General features: G+C 70.5%; 21 protein-coding genes. 14 read left to right on the top strand and 7 right to left on the bottom strand.

Annotation, left to right across the window (positions count from 1 at the left end):
• The first annotated feature begins 117 nt into the window (after nt 1-117).
• The 13 genes from doeB to FIU83_RS13925 all read left to right on the top strand — a co-directional run bounded on the left by doeB (nt 118) and on the right by FIU83_RS13925 (nt 17,548).
• Nucleotides 118-1,131 carry a N(2)-acetyl-L-2,4-diaminobutanoate deacetylase DoeB gene (gene doeB / locus FIU83_RS13985; RefSeq protein WP_152484605.1) on the top strand — a complete coding sequence of 338 codons (1,014 nt, stop codon included), beginning with the start codon at nt 118-120 and terminating at the stop codon, nt 1,129-1,131.
• Nucleotides 1,128-1,601: an Lrp/AsnC family transcriptional regulator gene (locus FIU83_RS13980; RefSeq protein ID WP_152484604.1), complete on the top strand. Its 474-nt coding sequence runs from the start codon at nt 1,128-1,130 to the stop codon at nt 1,599-1,601. The genes doeB and FIU83_RS13980 overlap by 4 nt, the downstream gene beginning before the upstream one ends.
• A 184-nt stretch (nt 1,602-1,785) precedes the next feature.
• Nucleotides 1,786-2,655: a carbon-nitrogen hydrolase family protein gene (locus tag FIU83_RS13975; protein WP_152484603.1), complete on the top strand. Its 870-nt coding sequence runs from the start codon at nt 1,786-1,788 to the stop codon at nt 2,653-2,655.
• Between the two features lie 149 nt (nt 2,656-2,804).
• The gene (locus FIU83_RS13970; protein ID WP_152484602.1) at nt 2,805-4,277 is read left to right on the top strand and encodes a biotin carboxylase; all 1,473 of its coding nucleotides are present in this window, start codon (nt 2,805-2,807) and stop codon (nt 4,275-4,277) included.
• A gap of 5 nt (nt 4,278-4,282) precedes the next feature.
• Nucleotides 4,283-5,323, top strand: a complete 1,041-nt coding sequence (locus tag FIU83_RS13965; protein WP_253939484.1) for a C45 family autoproteolytic acyltransferase/hydolase — start codon at nt 4,283-4,285, stop codon at nt 5,321-5,323.
• A gap of 52 nt (nt 5,324-5,375) precedes the next feature.
• Nucleotides 5,376-8,159: an aminotransferase class I/II-fold pyridoxal phosphate-dependent enzyme gene (locus FIU83_RS13960; protein WP_152484601.1), complete on the top strand. Its 2,784-nt coding sequence runs from the start codon at nt 5,376-5,378 to the stop codon at nt 8,157-8,159.
• Between the two features lie 250 nt (nt 8,160-8,409).
• Nucleotides 8,410-9,891: an NAD-dependent succinate-semialdehyde dehydrogenase gene (locus FIU83_RS13955; protein WP_152484600.1), complete on the top strand. Its 1,482-nt coding sequence runs from the start codon at nt 8,410-8,412 to the stop codon at nt 9,889-9,891.
• A 105-nt stretch (nt 9,892-9,996) separates the two neighbouring features.
• Nucleotides 9,997-11,424: an aspartate aminotransferase family protein gene (locus FIU83_RS13950; protein ID WP_152484599.1), complete on the top strand. Its 1,428-nt coding sequence runs from the start codon at nt 9,997-9,999 to the stop codon at nt 11,422-11,424.
• A 93-nt stretch (nt 11,425-11,517) separates the two neighbouring features.
• Complete coding sequence (gene eutB / locus FIU83_RS13945) at nt 11,518-12,510, top strand: hydroxyectoine utilization dehydratase EutB (RefSeq protein ID WP_152484598.1); 993 nt, start codon at nt 11,518-11,520, stop codon at nt 12,508-12,510.
• A gap of 211 nt (nt 12,511-12,721) precedes the next feature.
• Nucleotides 12,722-13,669 (top strand): cyclodeaminase, encoded by a 948-nt coding sequence (locus tag FIU83_RS13940; RefSeq protein WP_152484597.1) that lies wholly within the window; start codon nt 12,722-12,724, stop codon nt 13,667-13,669.
• 75 nt (nt 13,670-13,744) lie between these two features.
• Nucleotides 13,745-14,428, top strand: coding sequence for a haloacid dehalogenase type II (locus FIU83_RS13935; protein ID WP_152484596.1), 684 nt, complete (start codon nt 13,745-13,747; stop codon nt 14,426-14,428).
• Nucleotides 14,429-14,693: 265 nt separating this feature from the next.
• Entirely contained in the window at nt 14,694-17,084 is a 2,391-nt protein-coding gene (locus tag FIU83_RS13930; RefSeq protein ID WP_152484595.1) for a PqqD family peptide modification chaperone, read from the top strand.
• A 176-nt stretch (nt 17,085-17,260) separates the two neighbouring features.
• A complete protein-coding gene (locus FIU83_RS13925) occupies nt 17,261-17,548 on the top strand; it encodes a hypothetical protein (protein ID WP_152484594.1) in 288 nt (95 codons plus the stop codon).
• Between the two features lie 241 nt (nt 17,549-17,789).
• Here FIU83_RS13925 and FIU83_RS13920 read toward each other — a convergent pair whose 3' ends face one another.
• Complete coding sequence (locus FIU83_RS13920) at nt 17,790-18,506, bottom strand: DUF3047 domain-containing protein (protein WP_152484593.1); 717 nt, start codon at nt 18,504-18,506, stop codon at nt 17,790-17,792.
• Between the two features lie 160 nt (nt 18,507-18,666).
• Between FIU83_RS13920 and FIU83_RS13915 the strand changes: the two genes are divergently transcribed.
• On the top strand, nt 18,667-19,125 hold the full coding sequence (locus FIU83_RS13915; protein ID WP_253939483.1) for a DUF302 domain-containing protein: 459 nt from the start codon (nt 18,667-18,669) through the stop codon (nt 19,123-19,125).
• Between the two features lies 1 nt (nt 19,126).
• On the opposite strand, the gene FIU83_RS13910 is transcribed toward FIU83_RS13915, so the two are convergent.
• The 6 genes from FIU83_RS13910 to FIU83_RS13885 form a co-directional block, all read right to left on the bottom strand.
• The gene (locus tag FIU83_RS13910; protein WP_253939482.1) at nt 19,127-19,324 is read right to left on the bottom strand and encodes a zf-HC2 domain-containing protein; all 198 of its coding nucleotides are present in this window, start codon (nt 19,322-19,324) and stop codon (nt 19,127-19,129) included.
• Nucleotides 19,321-19,878 carry a sigma-70 family RNA polymerase sigma factor gene (locus tag FIU83_RS13905; protein WP_301538581.1) on the bottom strand — a complete coding sequence of 186 codons (558 nt, stop codon included), beginning with the start codon at nt 19,876-19,878 and terminating at the stop codon, nt 19,321-19,323. Before FIU83_RS13905 ends, FIU83_RS13910 begins: the two co-directional genes overlap by 4 nt.
• Nucleotides 19,879-20,030: 152 nt before the next feature.
• Nucleotides 20,031-20,708: a TIGR04282 family arsenosugar biosynthesis glycosyltransferase gene (locus FIU83_RS13900; RefSeq protein WP_152484591.1), complete on the bottom strand. Its 678-nt coding sequence runs from the start codon at nt 20,706-20,708 to the stop codon at nt 20,031-20,033.
• The gene (locus FIU83_RS13895) at nt 20,698-21,390 is read right to left on the bottom strand and encodes a TIGR04283 family arsenosugar biosynthesis glycosyltransferase (protein ID WP_172976090.1); all 693 of its coding nucleotides are present in this window, start codon (nt 21,388-21,390) and stop codon (nt 20,698-20,700) included. Before FIU83_RS13895 ends, FIU83_RS13900 begins: the two co-directional genes overlap by 11 nt.
• Before the next feature lie 34 nt (nt 21,391-21,424).
• Nucleotides 21,425-22,069 carry an ATP-binding cassette domain-containing protein gene (locus FIU83_RS13890; RefSeq protein WP_152484589.1) on the bottom strand — a complete coding sequence of 215 codons (645 nt, stop codon included), beginning with the start codon at nt 22,067-22,069 and terminating at the stop codon, nt 21,425-21,427.
• Nucleotides 22,066-23,745 carry an ABC transporter permease gene (locus FIU83_RS13885; RefSeq protein ID WP_152485380.1) on the bottom strand — a complete coding sequence of 560 codons (1,680 nt, stop codon included), beginning with the start codon at nt 23,743-23,745 and terminating at the stop codon, nt 22,066-22,068. The genes FIU83_RS13890 and FIU83_RS13885 overlap by 4 nt, the downstream gene beginning before the upstream one ends.
• Nucleotides 23,746-23,781 lie beyond the last annotated feature (36 nt).

Here is a 23,781-nt window from a genome sequence, read left to right as displayed (position 1 = left end):
CGGAAGCGCCCAGGGATGGGTTTACAGCGCCTCCTCGCAGGCTTGCTGCCGGATCAGCCCCGAGCGGCGCAGCGGCAGTGGTGTCGCCTGCCGCGAGAGAGCAAGGAGTCTCAGATAATGACCAAGCGTCCCAGCCCGATTTCCGCCACCGTCGACTTCGACGCCGACGGCGTGCAGCACGGCTTCCTGAAGCTGCCGATCTCCAACGACGAGTCGGCCTGGGGAGCGGTGATGATCCCGATCACCGTGGTCAAGAACGGCGAGGGCCCCACGGCGCTGCTGACCGGCGGCAACCATGGTGACGAGTACGAGGGCATCACCGCGCTGATGAAGCTCTCAAGCTCCCTCGAGGCGGCCGACGTCAGCGGCCGGGTGATCATCGTGCCGATGATGAACACCCCGGCGGTGACGGCCGGCAAGCGCACCTCCGGGCTCGACGGCGGCAACCTCAACCGCAGCTTCCCCGGCGACCCGGACGGCAGCGTGACCGAGAAGATCGCCGACTACTTCACCCGGGTCATGGTGCCGATGAGCGACGTGGTGCTTGATCTGCACTCCGGCGGGCGCACCCTGGACATCATCCCCTTCGGCGCCTCCCACGTGCTGGAGAATGCCGACCAGCAGCGCCGGGCGCTGGAGGGCGCCAAGGCCTTCGGCGCGCCCTACGCCATGATGATGTTCGAGCTCGACGCCGAGGCGCTGTTCGATACCGCCGTGGAGCGCCAGGGCAAGATCTTCGTCGCCACCGAGCTCGGCGGCGGCGGCACCTCGACGCCGGAGAGCCTGGCCATCACCGAGCGCGGCGTGCGCAACGTCCTGATCCACTACGGGCTGATCGAGGGCCGGGTGGAGATGCCGGCCGAGCCCCAGGTCTACCTCGACATGCCCGATGCCAGCTGCTACGTGCAGAGCGAGCACTCCGGCCTCCTGGAGCTGACCCTGGCGCTGGGCGAGCCGGTGGAGAAGGGGCAGGTGATCGCCCGGGTCTACGACATGACGCGCAGCGGCACACCGCCGGTAGAGTATCGCGCCGAGCGCGACGGGCTGCTGATGGCGCGGCGTTTCCCGGCGCAGGTCAACATGGGCGATACCATCGCGGTGATCGCCGAGGTGGTCGAGTCGCTGGCATGAAGCTCGATCGCTACGACCTGAAGATCCTCGAGATCCTCTCCCGCGACGGGCGCATCACCAAGTCGCGGCTGGCCGAGGCGATCAACCTCTCGGTCAGCCCCTGCTGGGAGCGGGTGCGGCGGCTCGAGAAGGCCGGCATCATCGAGGGCTACGCGGCGCGCCTCAACCCCGACGCCCTGGTCAAGCGCACCCCGGTGTGGGTGCAGATCGAGCTCAAGGCGCACAACGCCGAGAGCTTCGCCCGCTTCGAGGCCCTGGTCCACGCCACCCCCGAGGTCACCGAGTGCGTGGCCGTCGGCGGCGGCGTCGACTACCTGATCAAGTTCGAGGCCGATTCCATCGATGCCTACCAGCGCCGCATGGATGCCTGGCTGAGCGGCGAGGCCGGCATCGAGCGCTACTTCACCTACATCGTCACCAAGACGGTGAAGCGTCCCGCCCCGGGGTTCTGTCCCGACGATCTCGCCTGAACGAATTCACGTCGAGCGCGATGTCAGCGTTGATGTGAGGTCGGAACATGTGTCATAAGCTGGTCTAGAGGGTGGGCGTGTGCCCACCCGGCCGGGCGATCCTGCCGGCATGCATCCGCTGGTGCCGGTTCGTGTGCGATAGTGCCCCGGAAGTGTTCAAGATCGCCTGACGCAGAGAGCTCCTATGTCCTACTTCACGATTGCCGGGGTGCAGATGCACGCCCTGCACCACGGTGACAACACCGACGCCATGCGCCATCGCATCGACGTGCTGATGAGCCGCTTCCCCCAGGTACAGATGGTGCTGTTCAGCGAGCTGATGCCGATGGGCGCCTCGACGCATCATGCCACGCCGCTGCCCAGCGATGCCGAGGCGATGTTCTGCCAGATCGCCGAGCAGCACCGCATCTGGCTGATTCCCGGCTCCATGTTCGAGCAGGCCGAGGACGGCATCTACAACACCCTGTCGGTCATCAACCCCCATGGCCAGGTGGTCAACCGCTTCCGCAAGCTGTTCCCCTTCCGGCCCTATGAGGTCGGGGTCGAGAGCGGCACCGAGTTCGTGGTCTTCGACGTGCCCAACGTCGGTCGCTTCGGGGTCTCGATCTGCTACGACATGTGGTTCCCCGAGACCACCCGCACCCTGGCCGCCATGGGCGCCGAGGTGATCCTGCACCCGACCATGACCGACACCATCGACCGCGATATCGAGCTGTCGATGGCGCGCACCAATGCGGCGGTCAACCAGTGCTACTTCTTCGACATCAACGGCGCCGGCGCCCTCGGCAACGGTCGCTCGATCGTGGTGGGCCCCTCCGGCGACGTGATACACCAGGCCGGCATCGGCGAGGAGATCATGCCGATCGAGGTCGACATGACGCGGGTGCGCCGTGAGCGCGAGGCGGGGCTGCGAGGCCTGGGACAGCCGCTGAAGAGTTTCCGCGATCGCAAGGTGGACTTCTCGCTCTACCGCAGCGAGACCGGCTCCACCCCCTTCCTCGACACCCTGGGGCCGCTGGCCAAGCCGGTCCGCGCCAACGTCGAGGACTATTGATCTCTCGCCTGCGGGCGGGGCAGTGACGAGGAGAGACCATGCTGGACCCACTGCTTCGATGGCTGCGCCGCCTGTTGGGCAACTCCCCGGCGGCTCCTGCCGCGCACCAGGCGCCTGGCGCCTCCCCCGTAACCGATGGAGCGACCACGATGAGCCAGATAACAACCATTGCCGACGTCCGCCGCCACTTCCTGAATAACAAGGAGCCGATCTATTTCATCTCGGCCACCAACTTCAACCTGCTGGGGATCGGGGACTGGGTCGGCAACTTCCGCCACATCAACTACATCGACTGCTTCGAGGGCCAGCAGCGCAACGTCTTCGTGCCCAAGGAGAAGTTCCCCCGCGACTTCGAGAGCATCGAGGACATCAACAACTACCTCCTCGAGCACAAGGAGGTCATCGACTTCATCCAGTCCCGTGCCCAGGGCGAGAACGCCGGCGTGGCCGCCTTCCTGATGTTCGACGAGCACACCGAGGAGGTCTGCCAGCAGCTCGGCCTCCAGGTGGCCTTCCCGCCGGCGGCACTGCGCTCGCGGATGGACAACAAGATCGAGACGGTGCGCATCGGCAACAAGGCCGGCGTGCCCAGCGTGCCCAACGTGCTGGCCAAGGTGGGCAGCTACCAGGAACTCTGCGAGGTGAGCCGGGAGCTCGGCGACGACCTCGTGGTGCAGACCGCCTTCGGCGACTCCGGTCACACCACCTTCTTCATTTCCAGCGAGGACGACTACTACAAGCACGCCGAGGAGATCGAGGCCGAGGCCGAGGTCAAGATCATGAAGCGCATCAACTGTCGCGGCTCGGCCATCGAGGCCTGCGCCACCCGCTGCGGCACCGTGGTCGGCCCGCTGATGACCGAGCTGGTCGGGTTCAAGACGCTGACCCCCTACAAGGGCGGCTGGTGCGGCAACGAGATGTTCGCCGGGGCCTTCGACCAGTCGATCCGCGACAAGGCGCGGGAGTACACCTTCCAGTTCGGTGAGGCGCTGCGCGAGGAGGGCTATCGCGGCTACTTCGAGCTCGACTTCCTGATCGACATGGACAACGGTGAGGTCTATCTCGGCGAGCTCAACCCGCGGGTCACCGGGGCCAGCTCGCTGACCAACGTGGCGGCCTTCGCCCACTCCGACATCCCGCTGTTCCTGTTTCACCTGCTGGAGTTCTCCGACGTCGACTTCGATCTCGACATCAACGAGATCAACGAGCGCTGGGCGCATCCGGAGAGCGTCGACAGCTGGAGCCAGCTGGTCATCAAGCACACCGACGAGAGCGTCGACCTGCTGACCCAGGCGCCGCGCACCGGGGTCTGGAAGATGGCCGCCGACGGCAGCATCGGTTACCACCATTACAACTACCACCCCCACGCCGCCGAGGACGAGAGCGAGGGCTTCTTCCTGCGCATCAGCGGGGCGGGCGACTTCCGCTACGAGGGCGCCGACCTCGGCATCCTGATCACCCGCGGGCGCCTGATGGATGATGACTTCCAGCTCAACGCGCGCGCCAAGGCATGGATCGACGGTATCCGCGGCCAGTACGCGGGCCAGTCGCTCCAGGACCCGGTGGTCGAGGAGGTGGCCGTCAGCCACGCCGTCGGCGGCGGCAACTTCAAGATCCTGTGAACAGCGTGAACGTTTCCCCTTCGTCGCGGGAGGTGCCGCCGGGCGAGATGGACAAGATGCTCGATTTTCGCACCGTGCACGAGGCGACGGCGGGGCCGCGCTGGCAGGCGCTGTTCGCCCACCACTGGCCGGCCTATGAGCAGTGGTACCTGAGCGAGGGGGAGCGCGAGCGGCCGGGGTATCTCGCCTGCTACAACGCCCTGCGCCGGCACATGCCGGAGCTGCTCGATACCTATCGGGCGCTCTGCGATCTGGCCGGCGGCGGGGATCTCGCCGCGCGCTTCCTGAGCCTCTACCAGCCGCCGCCCTACATCACCGGCTGCTCCCAGGCGGTGCTGGCGAGCCCCGATTCGACGGTGCTGGCGCGCAACTACGATTACCCGCCGGAGCTGTGCGAGGGGACCATCCTCTACACCCACTGGAACGCGCGGCGGGTGATCGCCATGACGGACTGCCTGTGGGGGGTGCTCGACGGCATGAACGACGCGGGGCTCGCCGTGTCGCTGGCCTTCGGCGGGCGCAAGTCGGTGGGGCAGGGGTTCGGCGCGCCGATCATCCTGCGCTACCTGCTGGAGTTCTGCGACAGCGTGCCCGAGGCCGCCGAGGTGCTGGCGAGGATCCCCACCCACATGGCCTACAACATCACCGTCGCCGATTCCGCCGGTCGCTACGTCACGGCGATGATCGGCCCGGACCGTCGCGCCAGCATCCGCCGGGTGCCGGTGGCGACCAACCACCAGAAGAAGATCGAGTGGTACGCCCATGCGCTGGCCTCGGAGACGCTGATCCGCGAGCGCCAGCTGTCGATCCTGGTGGACGACGAGGCCACCACCGAGGAGCGGCTGATCGCCGCCTTCGCGTCGCCGCCGCTGTTCCGCCACGACTACCGCCGCGGCCTGGGCACGGTCTATACCGCGGTCTACCGACCGGCGGCGGGGCGCGCGCAGTTCCACTGGCCCGGCCTGACCCTCGACCTGGGCTTCGATCACTTCCCCGAGGAGCGGATCACCGTGCGCTATGGGGTGAGAGGTCTGCACTCCGGCTGATCCCGGAACCACCGCGCCTCTTCAACAACAACGAACATGGATGGGTGTTGCCATGCAAGAGATGACGCAAACCGAGACGCCCTACACGGCATTGGGCTTCTACCACAAGATCTCCCAGCTGCGTGCCGACACCTGGAATGCGCTGAAGCGCGATCTCGGCCAGCTGGTCGGCCTGGAGGACGGCAGCCGGGCCCGGAACCTGGTCAAGGCGATCGACGTCAAGCTGACGCGGCTCGAGATCATCGAGGACTACCACGCCTTCCCCTCCAAGGAGGATTTCCGCCACCTCTGGGCGCTGTTCGACCGCGAGGAGTACGGCCTCCTGGAAAAGGTGGTCAAGCGCCTGGTGCGGGCGCTGATCAGCGAGTCCTACCGGCGCCGCCACGTCGACCTCTCCGAGTCCGACGCCGATGCCGAGGACCTCGAGACCCTCGACGCCCTGGCGCAGCTGCGCCATGGTCACCCCGCCTCCAACAGCTCGGCCCAGCCCTACTTCGAGCTCTTGATCGTCGACAACCTCTCGGCGCCGGAGGAGGAGGTGGTCCGCGAGGCCTTCCACAGCATGCGCCGCCCGGAGGACCGCTTCGTCTACGACGTGGTCACGGTGAGAAGCTTCGAGGATGCGCTGATCGCCGTACTGGTCAATCCCAATATCCAGGCCTGCCTGATCCGCTACGAGTTTCCCTACAAGTCGAAGTACAACCTGAGCGCCCTGCGCAGCTACCTGGAGGGGCTCTCCGAGCAGTCCCTGGAGCAGCAGTCGGAGGCCGAGCGCAGCATCCTGCTCAGCTCGATGATCCACGAGCTGCGTCCCGAGATCGACCAGTTCCTGGTCACCAGCGGCGACGTGGAGGCCACGGCCAGCCGCGACATCCGTCACTTCAACCGCATCTTCTATCGCGAGACGGACTACATCGAGCAGCACCACACCATCCTGCGGGCGATCGACAAGCGCTACCGCACGCCCTTCTTCGACGCCCTGCGCGAGTACAGCAAGAAGCCCACCGGGGTCTTCCACGCCATGCCCATCTCCCGGGGCAAGTCGGTCACCCGCTCCCACTGGGCGGGGCAGATGATCGACTTCTACGGCATCAACATCTTCCTCGCCGAGACCTCGGCCACCTCCGGCGGGCTCGACTCCCTGCTGCAGCCCTACGGGCCGATCAAGAAGGCCCAGGAGTATGCCGCCCGGGCCTTCGGCGCGCGCCAGACCTTCTTCGTCACCAACGGCACCTCCACCGCCAACAAGATCGTGGTGCAGGCGCTGGTCAAGCCCCGGGACATCGTGCTGATCGATCGCGACTGCCACAAGTCGCACCACTACGGCATGGTGCTGGCCGGCGCCCACGTCAGCTACCTGGACTCCTACCCGCTCAACGACTACTCGATGTACGGCGCCGTGCCGCTGCGCGAGATCAAGAAGACGCTGCTCGGCTACAAGCGCTCGGGCCAGCTCGACAAGGTCAAGATGCTGCTGCTCACCAACTGCACCTTCGACGGCGTGGTCTACAACGTGCGGCGGGTCATGGAGGAGTGCCTGGCGATCAAGCCCGACCTGGTCTTCCTGTGGGACGAGGCGTGGTTCGCCTTCGCCGGCTTCAACCCCACCTACCGGCCGCGCACCGCCATGCATGCCGCCCGCACCCTGCGCGACCGCTACCGCAGCGCCGCCTACCGCGAGGAGTACGCGGCCTGGAAGGCCGAGTTCGACGCCCTCGATCCCGACGACGACGCCACCTGGCTCGATCGGCGCCTGATGCCCGACCCCGACACCGCGCGCATCCGCGCCTATGCCACCCACTCCACCCACAAGACCCTGACCTCGCTGCGCCAGGGCTCGATGATCCACATCTGGGATCAGGACTATCGCCAGAAGGTCGAGGCGCCGTTCCACGAGGCCTACATGACCCATACCTCGACCTCGCCGAACTACCAGATCATCGCCTCGCTGGACGTGGGGCGCATGCAGGCCGAGATGGAGGGCTTCGAGCTGGTGCACGCCCAGGTCGAGGCCGCGCTGTCGCTGCGCGAGCAGCTCTATACCCACCCGCTGCTGCAGAAGTACTTCCGGGTGCTGATCAACCGCGACATGGTGCCGCTGGAGTACCGCGAGTCCGGCGTCGATACCTTCTACGACCCGGTCACCGGCTGGAACAAGATGGAGGAGGCCTGGGCCAACGATGAGTTCGTCGTCGACCCCAGTCGCATCACCATCGCCATCGGCGCCACCGGCATCGACGGCGATACCTTCAAGAATGAATACCTGATGAACAAGTACGGCATCCAGATCAACAAGACCTCGCGCAACACCGTGCTGTTCATGACCAATATCGGCACCTCCCGGGGTGCCATCGCCTACCTGCTCGACGTGCTGATCAAGCTGGCCAAGGAGTTTGAGTATCGCTGGGAGGAGAGCAGTCGCCCCGAGCGCAAGATCATCGAGAACCGCATCCACTCGCTGACCCAGGAGCTGCCGCCGCTGCCCGACTTCAGCCGCTTCCACGACGCCTTCCGCCCCCAGGCCGAGGACGGCACGCCGGAGGGCGACATCCGCCGGGCCTACTTCCTGAGCTACGACGAGGAGAACACCGAGTACCTGCGCTTCGACAACGGCGAGCTGCAGGCCCGCATGCGCGACGGCCGCGACGTCGTCTCGGCGAGCTTCGTGATCCCCTATCCGCCCGGCTTCCCGGTGCTGGTGCCCGGGCAGGTGGTCAGCGAGGAGATCCTGCACTTCCTGCAGGCCCTGGATGTGACCGAGATCCACGGCTATCGACCGGAGCTCGGCCTGCTGGTGTTCAGCGAGGAGGCCCTCAATAACCCGCCCCTGGGCTGACTTCCGAGGCCAGGGGAAAAAGCGCCAACAGAAAAAACCGCGGCGTAGCGGCGCAGGACAAAAAATCCTGCGTCGTTTTCGTCGGTGAACGAAAAGTCTCGTCCCGCCATCGCCCTTATCCTGTACCCATCGAGCCGTCCCGCGACCCCGCGACAGACGGCTCGACCGTTTCTTCGTTCGTTCGGCGCCCAGAGCCGCGCCGAAACATCGCCGGCGCCGACACGCGCCGGCGCGTCAGGGGAGGTAGCGCATGACTCTGTCCAGCAAGCTCAGCGATCCGCGGCTGTTCCGTCAGTACGCCTACGTGGATGGCAAGTGGACCCACGGCGACGGCAACCGCGAGGAGGCCGTCGTCGACCCGGCCACCGGCGAGACCCTCGGTCACATCCCCTGGCTGGAGTCGCACCAGATCACCGCGGCGGTGGATGCCGCCGAGGCGGCCTTCGTGCACTGGCGCGCGCTGCGCGCCGACGAGCGCTGCGAGCGGCTGCTCGCCTGGTACGACCTGCTGCAGGCGAACCGCGAGGACCTCGCCCTGATCATGACCCTCGAGCAGGGCAAGCCGCTGCCCGACGCCCGGGGCGAGGTGGAGTACGGGGCCAGCTTCGTGCGCTGGTTCGCCGAGGAGGGCAAGCGCACCTTCGGCGAGACCATCCCGAGCCACATCCCCAACGCGGCGCTCGGCACCCTCAAGGAGCCGGTGGGCATCGCCGCGCTGATCACGCCCTGGAACTTCCCGCTGGCGATGATCACCCGCAAGGCCGCCGCCGCCATGGCCGCCGGCTGCACGGTGATCGTCAAGCCCGCCGGCGAGACCCCGTACTCGGCGCTGGCCCTGGCGGAGCTCGCCGAGCGGGCCGGCATCCCGGCCGGGGTGTTCAACGTGGTGCTGGGCGATCCGCCCGAGGTGTCGCGGATCCTGTGCGCCGAGGAGCGCGTCAAGGCGCTCTCCTTCACCGGCTCCACCCGGGTCGGCCGGCTGCTGCTGGAGCAGAGCGCGAACACCGTGAAGCGGGTCTCGCTGGAACTCGGCGGCAATGCGCCCTTCATCGTCGGGCCGGACATGGATCCCCGGGAGGCGGCCTTCGCCGCGGTGGCGGCCAAGTTCCAGACCGCCGGCCAGGACTGCCTCGCCGCGGACCGCATCCTGGTGCACGAGTCGATCCACGACGACTTCGTCGCGCACTTCGCCGAGCGCATGGCGGCCCTGACCGTGGGGAACGGCCTGGAGAGCGAGGTCGACCTGGGCCCGCTGATCCATCGCCAGGCGGTGGAGAAGGCCGCGGCCATCGTCGACGACGCCATCTCCAAGGGCGCGACCCTGATGGCCGGCGACCAGAGCCAGGCGCCGGGCGAGAACTTCTTCATGCCGGTGCTGCTGACCGGCGTGACCGCCAACATGAAGATCTGGCACGAGGAGAGCTTCGCGCCGGTGGCCGGGATCACCGCCTACGCCGACGACGACCAGGTCATCGAGATGGCCAACGACACCGAGTATGGCCTCGCGGCCTACCTCTACACCCACGACATCCGCCGCATCTGGAAGGTCCTGCGGGCCCTGGAGTTCGGCATGGTGGCGGTGAACTCGGTGAAGATGACCGGCCCCCCGGTGCCCTTCGGCGGCGTCAAGCACTCCGGCCTCGGCCGCGAGGGCGGCGTCACCGGCATCGACGAGTACCTGGAAACGAAATACTACTGTCTCGGCGCCCTGGGTTCCGTCTCCGGGAGCTGAGCCGCAGGCCCGGGCGCCACGGCAAGGGCGCCGAGCCATGCCAGATCGTTATCACCACCCTCCCCGCCGCGGCGGGGAGCCTTCGATGATCAAAGAGAGAACACGATGAGCCAGCAGCACCGGGACCTGATCGAGCGCGACCGCAAGGTGACCTTCCACGCCTCCACCCACCTGCGCGACTTCGCCCATGGCGACGCGCCGGGCCGGGTGATCAGCGGCGGCAAGGGCATCCACATCGTCGACAAGGATGGCCGCGAGTTCATCGACGGCTTCGCCGGCCTGTACTGCGTCAATATCGGCTATGGCCGCACCGAGGTGGCCGAGGCGATCTATCGCCAGGCCCTCGAGCTTTCCTACTACCACACCTACGTGGGGCACTCCAACGAGCCGCAGATCGCGCTCTCCGAGAAGGTCCTCGAGCTCGCCGGCCCCGGCATGTCCAAGGTCTACTACGGCATGTCCGGCTCTGATGCCAACGAGACCCAGCTCAAGATCGTGCGCTACTACAACAACGTGCGCGGGCTGCCGCAGAAGAAGAAGGTGATCTCGCGGATGCGCGGCTACCACGGCTCCGGCATCGCCTCCGGCTCGCTGACCGGCCTCAAGGCGTTCCACGACCACTTCGACCTGCCCATCGACACCATCCGTCACACCGAGGCGCCGTTCTACTACCAGCGCGCCGCACAGCTCGAGGGCATGAGCGAGCGCGAGTTCTCCAGGCACTGCGCCACCAAGCTCGAGGAGATGATCCTCGCCGAGGGGCCGGACACCGTGGCCGCCTTCATCGGCGAGCCGGTGCTCGGCACCGGCGGCATCGTGCCGCCGCCGGAGGGCTACTGGACCGAGATCCAGGCGGTGCTGGCCAAGTACGACGTGCTGCTGATCGCCGATGAGGTCGTCTGCGGCTTCGGGCGCATCGGCACCGACTTCGGCAGCCACTTCTACGGCATCAAGCCCGACCTGATCACCGTGGCCAAGGGCCTGACCAGCGCCTACCAGCCGCTCTCCGGGGTGATCGTCGGCGATCGCGTCTGGAAGGTGCTGGAAGCCGGCACCGGCGAGTACGGCCCGATCGGCCACGGCTGGACCTACTCCGGCCACGCCCTGGGCTGCGCCGCGGGCCTGGCCAACCTCGAGATCATCGAGCGCGAGGGGCTGACCCAGAACGCCGCCGAGACCGGCGCCTACCTGCAGCAGCAGATGCAGGCCGCCTTCGGCGACCACCCCATCGTCGGCAACGTGCGCGGCGTGGGCATGCTGGCGGCGCTGCAGTTCGCCGCCGACCCTGCCCGCCGCCAGGACTTCGACCCGGCGCTCAAGGTCGGCCCGCGCATCGCCGCCGCGGCGCTCGAGGAGAACCTGATCGCCCGCGCCATGCCCCAGGGCGACATCCTGGGCTTCGCGCCGCCGCTGACCACCAGTCGCGAGGAGGTCGACGAGATCGTCGCCCGGGCCCGTCGCGCCGTGGATGCGGTGCTCGACGAGCTGGTCCGCGAGGGCGCCGTCAAGGGCCTGGCCGTCACCGGCGCCTGACGGCCCGTCCGGCGCCGGTCCCGCCCGGGGCCGGCGCCATCTTTCCTCGTCGCCGCGGGCTCGCCCGCGGCGACGCCGTTGTGGGAGAACCGGATGCATCACCACGGGGTCACCCTGGCGCATCTCTACCAGGCGCGCCGCCGCCTCGCCGGCGAGACGGTGCGCACGCCGCTGGTGCGCTCGGCGGCGCTCTCGGCGCGTTTCGATGCCGAGATCCTGCTCAAGCTCGAGACCCTGCAGCCCACCGGGGCCTTCAAGCTGCGCGGGGCCACGAACATGATCGCCGCGCTGATCGAACGCCACGGCCGCGAGGCCCTGGCGGTCGGGGTGGTGACCGCCTCCACCGGCAACCACGGCCGGGCGGTGGCCCACGCCGCCGCGCGCCAGGGCGTGCCAGCGGCGATCTGCCTGTCGCACCTGGTGCCGCCCGACAAGGTCGCCGCCATCGAGGCGCTGGGCGCCGAGGTGAGGCGCGTCGGGGCCAGCCAGGACGAGGCCTTCGAGGAGGTCGACCGGCAGGTGCGCGAACGCGGCATGACGCTGATCCCGCCCTTCGATGATCCCCTGGTCGCGGCGGGGCAGGGCACCATCGGCCTGGAGCTGATGGAGGACGCCCCGGATCTCGACCGCGTCATCGTCGGGCTCTCCGGGGGCGGCCTGCTGGGCGGTATCGGCGCCGCGGTGAAGGCGATCCGCCCCGCCTGCCGGGTCACCGGGGTGAGTCTCTCCCGGGGCGCGGCGATGTGGGAAAGCCTCCAGGCGGGCCGCCCGGTGGCGGTCGAGGAGGTCGAGAGCCTGGGCGATTCGCTGGGCGGCGGCATCGGGGCGGACAACCGCTGCACCCTGGCGCTGGTGCGCGAGGTGATGGACGACCACTGCCAGGTCTCGGAGCGCGCCATCGCCGAGGCCATGGTGACGCTCCTCGAGCACGAGAAGGTGCTGGTGGAGGGCGCCGCCGCGGTGGGGCTCGCGGCGCTGAGCGAGCACGGCCTCGACGTGCGCGGCCAGCGCGTGGCGCTGATCCTCTCCGGCAACGCGGTGTCGCTTGCCACCCTTGACCGCGCCCGGGCCCTGGCGGGACGCTGAATGCCCTGCGGACAGCCCCAAGTGGCAAGCGCCGAGCCGCCAAGGAGTGGGCAGCGAGTAGAACGCGCCTCTTGCGATCTGTCACTGGCCACATGAGCCTGGGCTTGGCTACATGAGCCTGGGCTTGGCCGCTTGGCCGCTTGGCCACGCATGCCTTTCCACTTGTTACTTTCTACTTGCCACTCCCTGACTTGTGTCTGGAGGTTTTTCCATGCAGCTCTATCAGCGCGAGGCCATCGAGGCCGCCGTCGGCCTCGACCACGCGGCCCTCGCCGCCGTGGAGGCGGGCTTCGCGGCGCTGGGTCGCGGCGAGGTGGTGCAGCCGCCGATCCTCTCCATGGCCATCGAGGAGGCCAACGGCGAGGTCGACGTCAAGACCGCCCATATCCGCGGCGCCGAACGCTTCGCCATCAAGGTCAGCCCCGGCTTCTTCGACAATCCGCGGCTGGGCCTGGCGAGCCTCAACGGCCTGATGATGGTGTTCTCGGCCCGTACCGGCCAGGTGGAGGCGGTGCTCTTCGACGAGGGCTACCTTACCCGGGTGCGCACGGCGCTGGCCGGCGCCATCGCGGCGAAGCACCTGTCGCGCCCGGACAGCCGCCGGGTCGCGGTGCTCGGCGCGGGGGAGCAGGCCGAGCAGCAGGTCCTCGCGCTGCGGCTGGTGCGCGACATCGACACCGTGGATCTCTGGGCGCGCCGCCGCGAGGGCGCCGAGGCCTGCTCCGAACGGCTGCGCGCCGCGGGGCTCGCGGTGACCGTGCACGACGCGGTGGCGAGCGCCTGCGCGACGGCCGACATCGTCGTCACCGCCACCCCGTCGAGCACGCCGCTCGTTCACGCCCGGAACCTCCCGGAAGGGGTGCACGTCACCGCCATGGGCGCGGACAGCCCCGAGAAGCGCGAGCTCGACGCCTCGGTACTGACCCGCGCCGACGCCTTCGTCTGCGACACCCGGGCCCAGAGCGAGGTCAACGGCGAGCTCAAGGCCTTCGCCGGCGGCGAGGCGCCCTTCAAGGTCCATGAGCTGGGCCGGGTGATCGCCGAGGGCCAGCGCCTGCGGCTTTCCGAGGCGACGATCACGGTGTGCGACCTCACCGGCACCGGCGTGCAGGACACCGCCATCGCGGGCTTCGCCCTGTCGCGGCTCGCGGCCGGCTGAGACCGGCCCGACGACTTGTCGCGGCGGCCCGCCTGGCGCACGCTTGAGACCTTAACCGATGGAAGGAGCATGGAGATGGCCACGATACTCGCCTTCGACGTCTACGGGACCCTGATCGATACCCACGGCGTGGTCGACGAACTCGCCCTTCGCCTCGCCGGACAGGAGCGCTCGGACCTGGCGCCCGAGTTCTCGCGGCGCTGGCGCGACAAGCAGCTCGAGTACAGCTTCCGCCGCGGCCTGATGGGGGCCTACGTCGACTTCGCCCGCTGCACCCGCGAGGCGCTGGAGTTCACCGATCGCGCCCTGCAGACGCGCTTCTCGGAGACCGACAAGGAGCACCTGATGGGCGTCTATGCGCGCCTGCCGGCCTTCCCGGAGGCCTCGGCGGCGCTTGCGCGCCTCGTCGCGGCGGGGATGAGCTGCGTGGCCTTCTCCAACGGCGGACGCGAGGCGGTCGAGGGGCTGCTCGAACAGTCCGGCCTGCGCCAGCACTTCGACGACGTGGTTAGCGCCGATGAGGTCAAGCGCTTCAAGCCCGACCCGGCGGTCTACGCCCATCTGCGCTATCGCCTGGAGAGCGAGCCCGGCGACACCTGGCTGATCTCCAGCAACGCCTTCGACGTGATCGGCGCGCGCCACGCCGGCCTGCACGCCGCCTGGGTGCGGCGCAGCCCGGATGCGCCCTTCGATCCCTGGGGCATCGACCCCGACCTCACCGTGCCCGATCTCGACGCCCTGGCCGAGCGGCTGGGCTGAGCCGGCGAGCGTCGCCCCGAGATGCCCCGCACGATGACGCCCTGGCCGGGACGACCGGCCAGGGCGTCATCGTGTCCGACAGGCGGCGGCCTTGGCCGTTGCCCATCGCGAGCTCGTGCCCTGCTTGCCGATGGGTCGAGCGTCTCGAGACGCGACAGATCGCTCGACACTTGCTATCGCTGTAAGGAGCACCGAGCCCCGGCGACCGAACGACCGGTGACCATCACCACGGCATCCCCCCAGGGCCGCACAGGAGAACCCGCGCATGACGCAGCAGCATTCGCCGAGACGTTTCTGGCTGGGCGGCCAGCGGGCCGAGGAACAGGATCGCTTCTTCCGGGAGGCCCTGGAGCCCCTGGGCTGGCGGGCCGGTGACGAGGATGACTGGGACGCCGCCTGGATCACCGGCATGCCCCAGGCCGGGCAGTTTCGCCGGGTCTCGCCGACGCGCCGGATGAACCACTTCCCGGGCAATGCGGCGCTCACCGTCAAGAGTCGCCTGCACGAGAGCCTGGCCGCCCTGCGCGAGCGCCTCAGGGAGAGCCACGGGCCCGACCATGCCCTGGCCCGGCGGCTGGCATTCTTTCCCCGCGCCTACGTGATGCCCGATGACTACCACGCGCTGCAGCAGGCCGCCCAGGATCACCCCGAGCAGCGCTGGATCCTGAAGCCCACCAATGCCTCCAAGGGCAAGGGCGTGCGCGTGCTCACCGACGTCGCCGAGGCGCCCCTGGCCCGGGACTGGCTGGTGCAGGCGTACCTGGCCAACCCCCACACCATCCGTGGCCACAAGTACGTGCTGCGCCTCTATGTGCTGATCGCTTCCCTCGATCCGCTGCGCGTCTATCTCTACCGCCAGGGCTTCGCCAAGCTGGCCTCGGAGCCCTGGGACCCCGACGATGCCGACAACCCCTTCAGCCAGCTGACCAATCCGGACATCAACGCCCTGAACACCGACGCCGAGGTGCCGGTGGAGTTCATCGACCTCGATCGCTACCGGGCCTGGTTGAGCGACCAGGGGCACGACGACGCGACGCTCTTCGCGCGCATCGAGGACCTGGTGGCGCTCACCGCGATCTCCGCCGTGGACGCCATGCGTGCCCGCACCGCCGAGGCCGGCGCCGACCCGCGCGGCTGCTACGAGCTGCTGGGCCTCGACTGCCTGGTGGACGACACCCTCACGCCCTGGATCCTCGAGTGCAACCTGAGCCCGTCGCTCGGCATCTGCGCCGCCCCGGACACGGGCGGACGGGTCGAGGAGGCCGTCAAGGGCGGCCTGGTCCGGGACCTGGTGACGCTGCTCGACCTCCCCGGCCAGGCGCCCCCCGAGACGGCGAGCCAGCAGGCGGGCCGGGACGAGACCGCGGCGCTCCTCGCCGAGGCCGAGGCGGAGCGGGCGCGCGCCGGGGGCTTCCGGCGGCTGCTGCCGGCCGCCGATCCGGCGCGCTACCTGCCCTGTTTCTCGCTGCCGAGCCTGGCCGACTGGCGGCTGGCCGCGGGACTCGCGGGGCAACCGCTGCCGGCCCCGCGTCTGGCCCGGCGCCACGTGGCGGAGATCGTCGACGGGGAGTGCCTCGCCCTCTACGACACCCGCCGCGGCGATCTCTACCGGCCCAACGACACGGCGGCGCTGATCTGGCTGCTGGCGACCGAGGGGCTCGACCTCGAGGCCATCGTCGAGTCGCTGGCGGGCGCCGCCCAGGCGGCGGGCGACGAGCGTACGGCCGACCGTGAGTCCCTGCGTCGGGAGGTCTGGGCCACCCTGCACGACTGGTGCCGCCTCGGCCTGCTCCGCCAGGCGGGCGAGCGGGAGGCCGCGGAGGCGACCGCGCCGGCCGCCGAGGCCGACACGCCCCGCGTCCCTCGCGCCTTCACGCTGCGCCTGGCGGGGCAGGAGTGGGGGCTGGAGGCGGCGAGCGGCCCGGCCCTCGTGAGGCTTGCGGCCGCCTTCGGGCCGCGACTGGTGCCGGTCGAGGGCGAGGTGAGCGGGCGACCGCGGCTGCGGGTGCTGCGCGAGGCGGCGGGCTACGCCCTGGCCGAGGGCGATCGACTGGTCGCCGGACGGCTGACCCTGGCCCGGTTGGTCCCCGTGCTGATCGCCCACCTGCTGCGCCGGGTCGCGAGCGCCGACCGGCCGGTGATCGATGCGCCCGTGCTGGTCGGGCCCGACGGCACCGGCGTGCTCTGCCTGCTCCCCGAGGGCGCGCCGCGCCGCACCCTGATCGCGAGGCTGTGCGAGGAAGGCGGCGGCCGACTGACCCGCGGCGTGCGCCTGGACCTCGCGGACCCGGCGCGGGCCGAGCCGCTGGACGCGCCCATGAAAGAGCCTGGCTCGGCGCCGGCCTGCCCGGCGGGCGTGACCCTGCGCGGCGTGCTGCTGGCGGCGGGCGCCCACGTCGAGACGCCTCTGGCCCCGGTCGCCATGCTGGAGGCGCTGGGGGCGCTGCTGCCCCACTGCCTGACCGGTGAGGGGCGACTGACGGCCCAGGGCGTCACGGCCCTGGGCGACTGGCTCGCCACCCTGTCCCTCGGCGCCGTCGCGATCGACGCGGAGGCGGGAAGCGAGGCGCCGTCGAGCACGGCGCTGGCCGCCTGGCTGGCCGAGAGCATGGCGACCGATGCCCCCGTCGACCGCGCCGCGGCGGCGGGGGAGTAGCGGGGCCCGAGCATCCGGCGCCGCCGCGGCGACGCTGATGACGGGGTCGGCCCGCCGGCCGGCCCGTGGCATGGCGACACGCCCGGCGTGTCGCGCGTGCGTTGCGAACGCGGACGTCGAGCGCGAGGAAGCGTCGACGCCGCGGTCCGACACTGCCAATCGAGGAGGTCATGACCATGACACCGCACGATGAGAAACGTCGCCACCTGCTGGGCCGGCTCGGCCGACAGCTCGGCGACACGGCACCGGCCCTGCTGCTGGTGGCGAGCGGCGCGGCCTTCCAGGCCGTGGCCGCCGAGCCCGCCGAGACCCCGGGGGCCCTCGGCGGCTACACCAGCGGCCAGGAGGCGCCCCTGATGCTGGCCGAGGCGCATGCCGAGGCCGAGGGTGAAGCGGAGGGAGAAGCGGAAGGCGAGGCCGAAGGTGAAGCGGAGGGAGAAGCGGAAGCAGAGGCCGAGGGGTGATCTCATCCTCGCCCGATGCCTGAGTGGCCGGGCCGTCGCCCCGGGTGACGGCCCCGGCTTTCCCGCTTTCGGGCCGCCCCGGCCCCGACCCCGACCGAAGTACCACCATGCTCACCCTCGTTTCCCTGCGCCACGGGCGACGGGAGGTTGTCTGCATGCCCGGCGAAGCGCACGCGTCCCCCCTCGGCCCCCTGGTCGGGGGCGACGGCGGCCTGCGCCGCGTCGCCGTCGGCTGAGCGCCTCAGGGGCAGTCGGGCGGCGTGGGCGAGGCGGAGAAGGCGAGGTGGGTGAACCAGGCCGTGGCATCGACGCCGGCGTTGTCACCGTCACTCATCAGGGCCAGGCCGTCGATGCTGGCCGGGCGGCTGCCGAACAGGCGCCGGTAGTCCGCGCCGACGTCGCGCACCTCCGCCACCCACTCGCCGACTCGCGCGTCGCCGCTGCGCAGCGCCAGCAGCTGGGCGCGATCGGTGAAGGCGTTGGGCCAGGCGCTGTCGGCCGGCTGGGTCGAGGCCCAGACGTAGTTCACCGACTCCACCTGCCAGGGCAGCAGCCCCGTCTTGCGGGCCACGTAGACCCGGGCCGGGTAGTCGTCGCCGTCCTGGCGCGTCTCGTCGAGCCCCGGGTGGGTCTCCGAGACGCGCCAGCACCAGTGCAGATAGGGCGTCGCCTCGAGGTCGATCTCGCGCTCCAGGTACTTGGCCGAGGCCTGCCCGCGGGCGCGGGCCCTAAGCGCCCGGGTGCCCGCCAGGTCGACGACCCGGTACTCGGTCTCGCCGGCGAAGGCCCGGGTCGGCCAGTCGTGGATCGCCTCCGGCGAGAAGTGCAGGTCGTCGGCCGCCCAGGCCAGGCCGGCCCCGACCAGCAGCGGTCCGGCAGCGAGCGCGGCGAGCCGCCGGCGGCCCGTCCGGCGACCTGGGCATGTCTGGCGGGAAACGCGTGGCGATCGAATCGTCATGGGGCACTCCAGGGATCGAGGGACCGGGCTCGGTCGAGGAGGCCGGGCCATCCTTACAGCGTCGTCGGCGGCCCTGATCGGTCGCCCCGGCGGATGGACTTGCCAGGGCCGCGGGGGTTGGCCACGCTGTGCGGGCCATCAACGAGAAGGAACAGACATCATGAAGAAGGCAATGATCGGGGCGGCCCTGGGCCTGCTGCTGGCCGCGGCGCCGGTCGTGCAGGCGGAGACCCACGGCATCATGCATCTCGCATCGGACGATGCGTTCGAGCGCGTCGACCAGCGGCTGCGCGCGGCGATCGAGGAGAAGGGACTGACCCTGATGACCGTGGTCGACCATGCGGCCAATGCGCAGCACGTGGATCTCGCGCTGCCGCCGACCCGCACCTTTGTGTTCGGCAACCCGGCGGCGGGCACGCCCATGATGCAGTGCCAGGGCAGCATGGCGCTGGACCTGCCGCAGAAGATGGTGGTGAGGGAGACCGACGAGGGCGTGCGCCTGGAGTGGAACTCGCCCCACTACCTGGCCGAGCGTCACGGCCTGGAGGGCTGTGAGCTGCCCCTGGAGAAGATCGCCGGCGTGCTCGAGGGCCTGGCCGGGGCCGCCGCGGGCCGCTGACTCAAGCCGGCGGTTCGTCGCTCTCCTCGGGGCCGAAGCGCCGGCCGGCCTCGTGCAGCAGCGTGAACTGCCGGTCGCACTCCCGGCAGGCGCCGCACATGGCGAGGTGCAGCCGCAGCGAGAGTCGCTCCTGGAAGCTGAGGGGGCGGTCCTGGCGCAGCGACATCAGGCGGGTGGCTTCCTTGCACATCATCATCATGAGGCGTCTCCCACGAGCCAGCCCTGCTCGATGCAGGCGCGCAGCTTCAGCCGGGCGCGATGCAGCATGACCCAGCAGTTGTTCTCCTTGATCTCGAGCTCCCGGCAGATCTCCTCGGTGGAGAGCCCCATCAGCTCGCGCAGGGAGAAGATCCGCGCGGCGCTGTCGGGCAGGGCGATCATGCAGGCGTCGAAGACGCGCCAGAAGCGTTCACTCTCGAAGGCGGCCTCGGGCTCGCCCCAGCTCTGGGGCCTGGCGTCTGGCCGCCAGTGGCCGCTCTGCTGGAACTGGCGGTCGATCGCCTCGTCGTCGTTCTCGTCCGCCAGCGGCTGCCACTGCCCATGGCGCTTCTGGGCGCGCATGGCGTCGAGGATCTTGTACTTGAGGATGCCGAAGACCCAGGTCTCGTAGCCCGAGCGCCCGGCGAAGCTGTCGTTCTTCTCGATGGCGGACATCATGGCCTCCTGAACGGCATCCTCTGCCCGGCTTCGATCCCGCAGATGCATGAGGGCGAAGGAGACCAGTCGCGGCCTCACCGCCGTGAGCCGCTCCATTCGGTGTGCCTTGTCGTCCATCGCTCGGTCGCCATCCCCATCGCTTGTCGTCGTGATGGGGAACGAGTCTACCAGCAGGGTTTTGCCGTCGTGTAGCGATACTCCGTTGAAAGCGTCGTGGGTAGCGTTGCGTCGTGTCGTGCCGCCCTTCCTTACAGGGCGGGACGCGAGTCATGGTGCCCCTGATGGCGAGGCGCGAGGAAGTCGACGCCGAGCGCCTCGCCCAGGCGGGCCAGCCGGGGGAGATCCTCGGGGCGGTCGACGTCCCAGAGTCGGGCCGGGCAGGCGAGGCGCCAGCCCATCGCCATGGCGCGCTCGCGGGTCTGGGCCATGACCCGATCCATGCCCCAGTCGATGCCCTGGAACAGGCCGGGCTCGGCGCGTCGGGCGCCGACCAGCGCGTAGCCACCGTCCTCGACCGGCACGCAGACGCCGTCGGCCTCGATCAGCGCCGCCGCGCAGCGTCGCAGCAGCGCCGGGGTCAGCGCCGGGCAGTCGCTGCCGATCACGAGCCCCGGTGCGCCCATGGCCGCGAGGGCATGGTGCATGCGCGCGCCGAGGTCGCCCTCGGGCTGGGCGCCAAGCGCGATGCCGTGGCGCTCGGCCAGTTCGCGGAACAGCGGGTGGTCGTGCTCGAGCGCCGTCCACAGGGTGATGCGCGAAGGCTCGCTCGCCGCCAGGGCGGTGGCGACGGCGTGGCGCAGCAGCCCGGCGTGGAGCCGGCTGGCGTCCTCGGCGCCGAGCGCCGGGATCAGCCGGGTCTTGGCGCGCCCGGGGATCGGGGCCTTGGCGAGTATCGCCAGGGAGGCGTCGCGGGGGTCAGCGCACATGGCGATAGGCCCTGGCCAGGTCGTCGGGGGAGGCACCGCGCCAGTAGCGCCAGCGCAGCCGCCACATCAGCAGGATGGTTCGCCAGGCGCCGCCTCGCTCCCAGCGCCGGCCCGAGGTCGTCACCCGCGCGTGCAGGCAGGCCGGCCTCGAGACCCGCTTGAGTCGTCGCGACATCTCGATGTCCTCCATCAGCGGCTGAACGGGGAAGCCGCCCGCGGCGTCGAAGGCCGCTCGGGTCATGAACAGGCCCTGGTCGCCGGTGGCGATGCCGGTCCAGCGCGAGCGGCGGTTCATGGCGAAGGCGATCACGGGCAGCAGCGGATGGTGCCCGGCCAGCCGCACGTCGAAGCGTCCCCAGGCGTGCCCCTCGGCCAGCGCCGCGGCGATCGCGGCCTCGGCCCCCGGCGGCAGGTCGGTGTCGGCATGCAGGAACAGCAGCGTTCGGCCCCGGGCCTCGGCGGCGCCGGCATTCATCTGCCGGGCGCGGCCGGGCGCGCTCGCGATCACCCGCGTGGCCAGCGGTCGCGCCCGGGCCGGCGTCTCGTCGCGGCTGCCGCCGTCGACCACCAGAAGCTCCACGCCGGCCGCCTTCATCGCCTGCAGGCGGGTCAGGGTCGCCTCGATGATGGCGGCCTCGTTCAGCGTCGGCAGCACGATGCTCAGCCGGGGCGGGGGCGACATCGCGGTGCTCCAGAGGGATCGGCCGGGCATCGCCTCACCGGCCTGCGGGCGAGAGCTCTATCACCCGCCCGCCGGCGGCCTCGGCGTCCTCGCGGTCGTGGGTGACCAGCAGGCTCGGCAGGCCGGCCTCGCGCAGGTGCTCGAAGACCAGCCGGCGCATCGCCTGGCGCAGGTGGGTGTCGAGCTTCGAGAAGGGCTCGTCGAGCAGCACCGCGCTGGGGGCCGAGAGCAGCAGGCGCATCAGCGCCACCCGCGCCTTCTGGCCGCCGGAGAGCGTGGCAGGGTCGCGCTCGCCGAACCCGGCCAGCCCGACGTGCGCGAGCGCCTGCTCGACCCGGGCGGCCTTGTCGGCGCCGGTGCCGGCGAGGCCGAAGCGCAGGTTGCCGGCCACCGAGAGGTGGGGGAAGAGCAGCGGGTCCTGGAACAGCAGGCCGATGCCGCGGCGTTCGGCGGGCAGGGTCGTGATGTCGCGGCCGTCCAGCAGGATGCGGCCCGAGGCCGCGAACTCGGGCGCCATGAAGCCGGCCAGGAAGGCCAGCAGGGTCGACTTGCCCGAGCCGGAGGGGCCCATGACGGTGAGCACCTCGCCCGGGCCGATCTCGGCGTCGAGGGCGACCAGGGGCGTGTCGCCCAGGCGGATGTGGAGGTCGCGAAGTGCGAGTCGATGGGGCGTGGTCATGGGGCTCCCTGCATGTCGCGGCGGTGGGACCATAGCAGTTTCGGCAGGCCGATGGCGATCGCGAAGCCCACCAGCGGCAGGCCCGCCTGGACCAGCGCCCAGACCCCGATCACGCGGCGGTTGCCGCCGGCGGCCAGCGACACCGCCTCGGTGGTGACGGTGCTCACCCGGCCCGCGCCGAGCAGCTGGGTGGGGAGGTACTGGCCGATGCTCACGGCCAGGCCCACCGCGCAGGCGGTGAGCAGCGGGGCCAGCAGCATCGGCAGCCGGACCCGCCAGAAGACCGCGTTGGGCGAGGCGCCGAGGGTCAGGGCGAGCCGGGTCCAGCGCGGGTCGATCCGCCGGTAGGCCTCCGAGAGCGACAGGAAGACGTAGGGCAGCACGAACAGCAGGTGGCCGAAGACGATCAGGCCGTGGGACGGCCGGGTACCGAGCTGTTCTATCACCACCACCAGCCCGAACAGGAAGGCGATCTGCGGCACGATCAGCGGCAGGTAGAGCAGCCACAGCGCCTTCGAGGCGGTGCGCCCGGTGCGCTGCTCGTTCTCGAGAGCCGCCAGCACCAGCACCGCGGCGAGCAGGGTGGCGCCCAGCGCGATCAGCGCCGTCGAGGCGAGGGGCTCGCCGAGGGCGGGCAGCGCCTGGGCCCAGTGATCCAGCGTCATGGTGCGGGGCAGGGCGTCGGGGAAGCGCCAGAATCCGGCCACCGAGGTGATCGCCAGGCCGCCGACGCCGGCGAAGGCGATCCCGGTGGCGAGCAGGATCGGCAGCTTGCCGGCGAGGCGCAGGCCGGCCTCGCCCCGGTCGCGCCCGCCGCGGGCGATCCAGGCCGTCATCAGCCTCGCCATGAGCCGCTCCAGCCCCAACCAGGCGAGCAGTGCGGCGGCGGTGACGCCGAGCTGCAGGATCGCGCCGGCCGAGGCCAGGAAGCGCTGCTCGAGGTCGGGGTCGCTGAACCAGGTGAGGATCGACACGGCCAGCGTCGGCGGCAGGGTCGGGCCGAGGATCATCGCCACGTCCACCACCGAGGAGGCATAGGCGATCACCGCGAACACCGGCAGGCGGATCAGCGGATAGAGCGCCGGCGCCACCACCTTGAGCCAGGCGATGGCGGGGCGGTAGCCCAGCGAGCGGGCCATGGCCACCCGGCGCTCGGCGTCGAGCTGAGGCAGCGCGGCCAGGCTCATCAGCAGCAGGAAGGGCACCTCCTTGATGACGAGTCCCGCGATCAGCGAGAGCCCCCAGGGATCCTGGACGATCAGCAGGTCCGGCGGCTGCTCCCAGCCGGTCAGCGCCGGCGAGGCCAGCCGTGCGAGCAGCCCCGTGGGGGCGATCAGGAAGGCCAGCCCGAAGGCCGCGGCGGCGTGGGGAATGGAGAGCAGCGGCGAGACCAGCCGCCGGATCCAGCGGTCGAGCCGGCTGCCGCTCGCCGCGGCCAGGTAGAGCAGCACCACGGCCAGCGACAGGGCGGTGGCGACGAGGCCGCCGGCGAAGCTGATGGCGACCGAGCGGCCGATGCCCGGCTGGGCGGCCAGCGCCCGCCAGGGCGCCAGCGAGAGGCTCTCGCCGCCGAGCGCCGGCAGGTAGCCGAAGGCCGGCAGCAGGGCCATGGCGAGGCCCGCCAGGATCGGCGCGACCAGCAGGGTGACGATCAGTGCGGGGGCGAGGCGCAGCATCATGGGGTCGGCCCCGCGTCGCCCGCACCGCAGGGG

Origin of the sequence: Halomonas sp. THAF5a (assembly GCF_009363755.1) — a bacterium.
Lineage (GTDB): Bacteria > Pseudomonadota > Gammaproteobacteria > Pseudomonadales > Halomonadaceae > Halomonas.
This window is presented reverse-complemented; position numbering and strand designations above follow the sequence as displayed.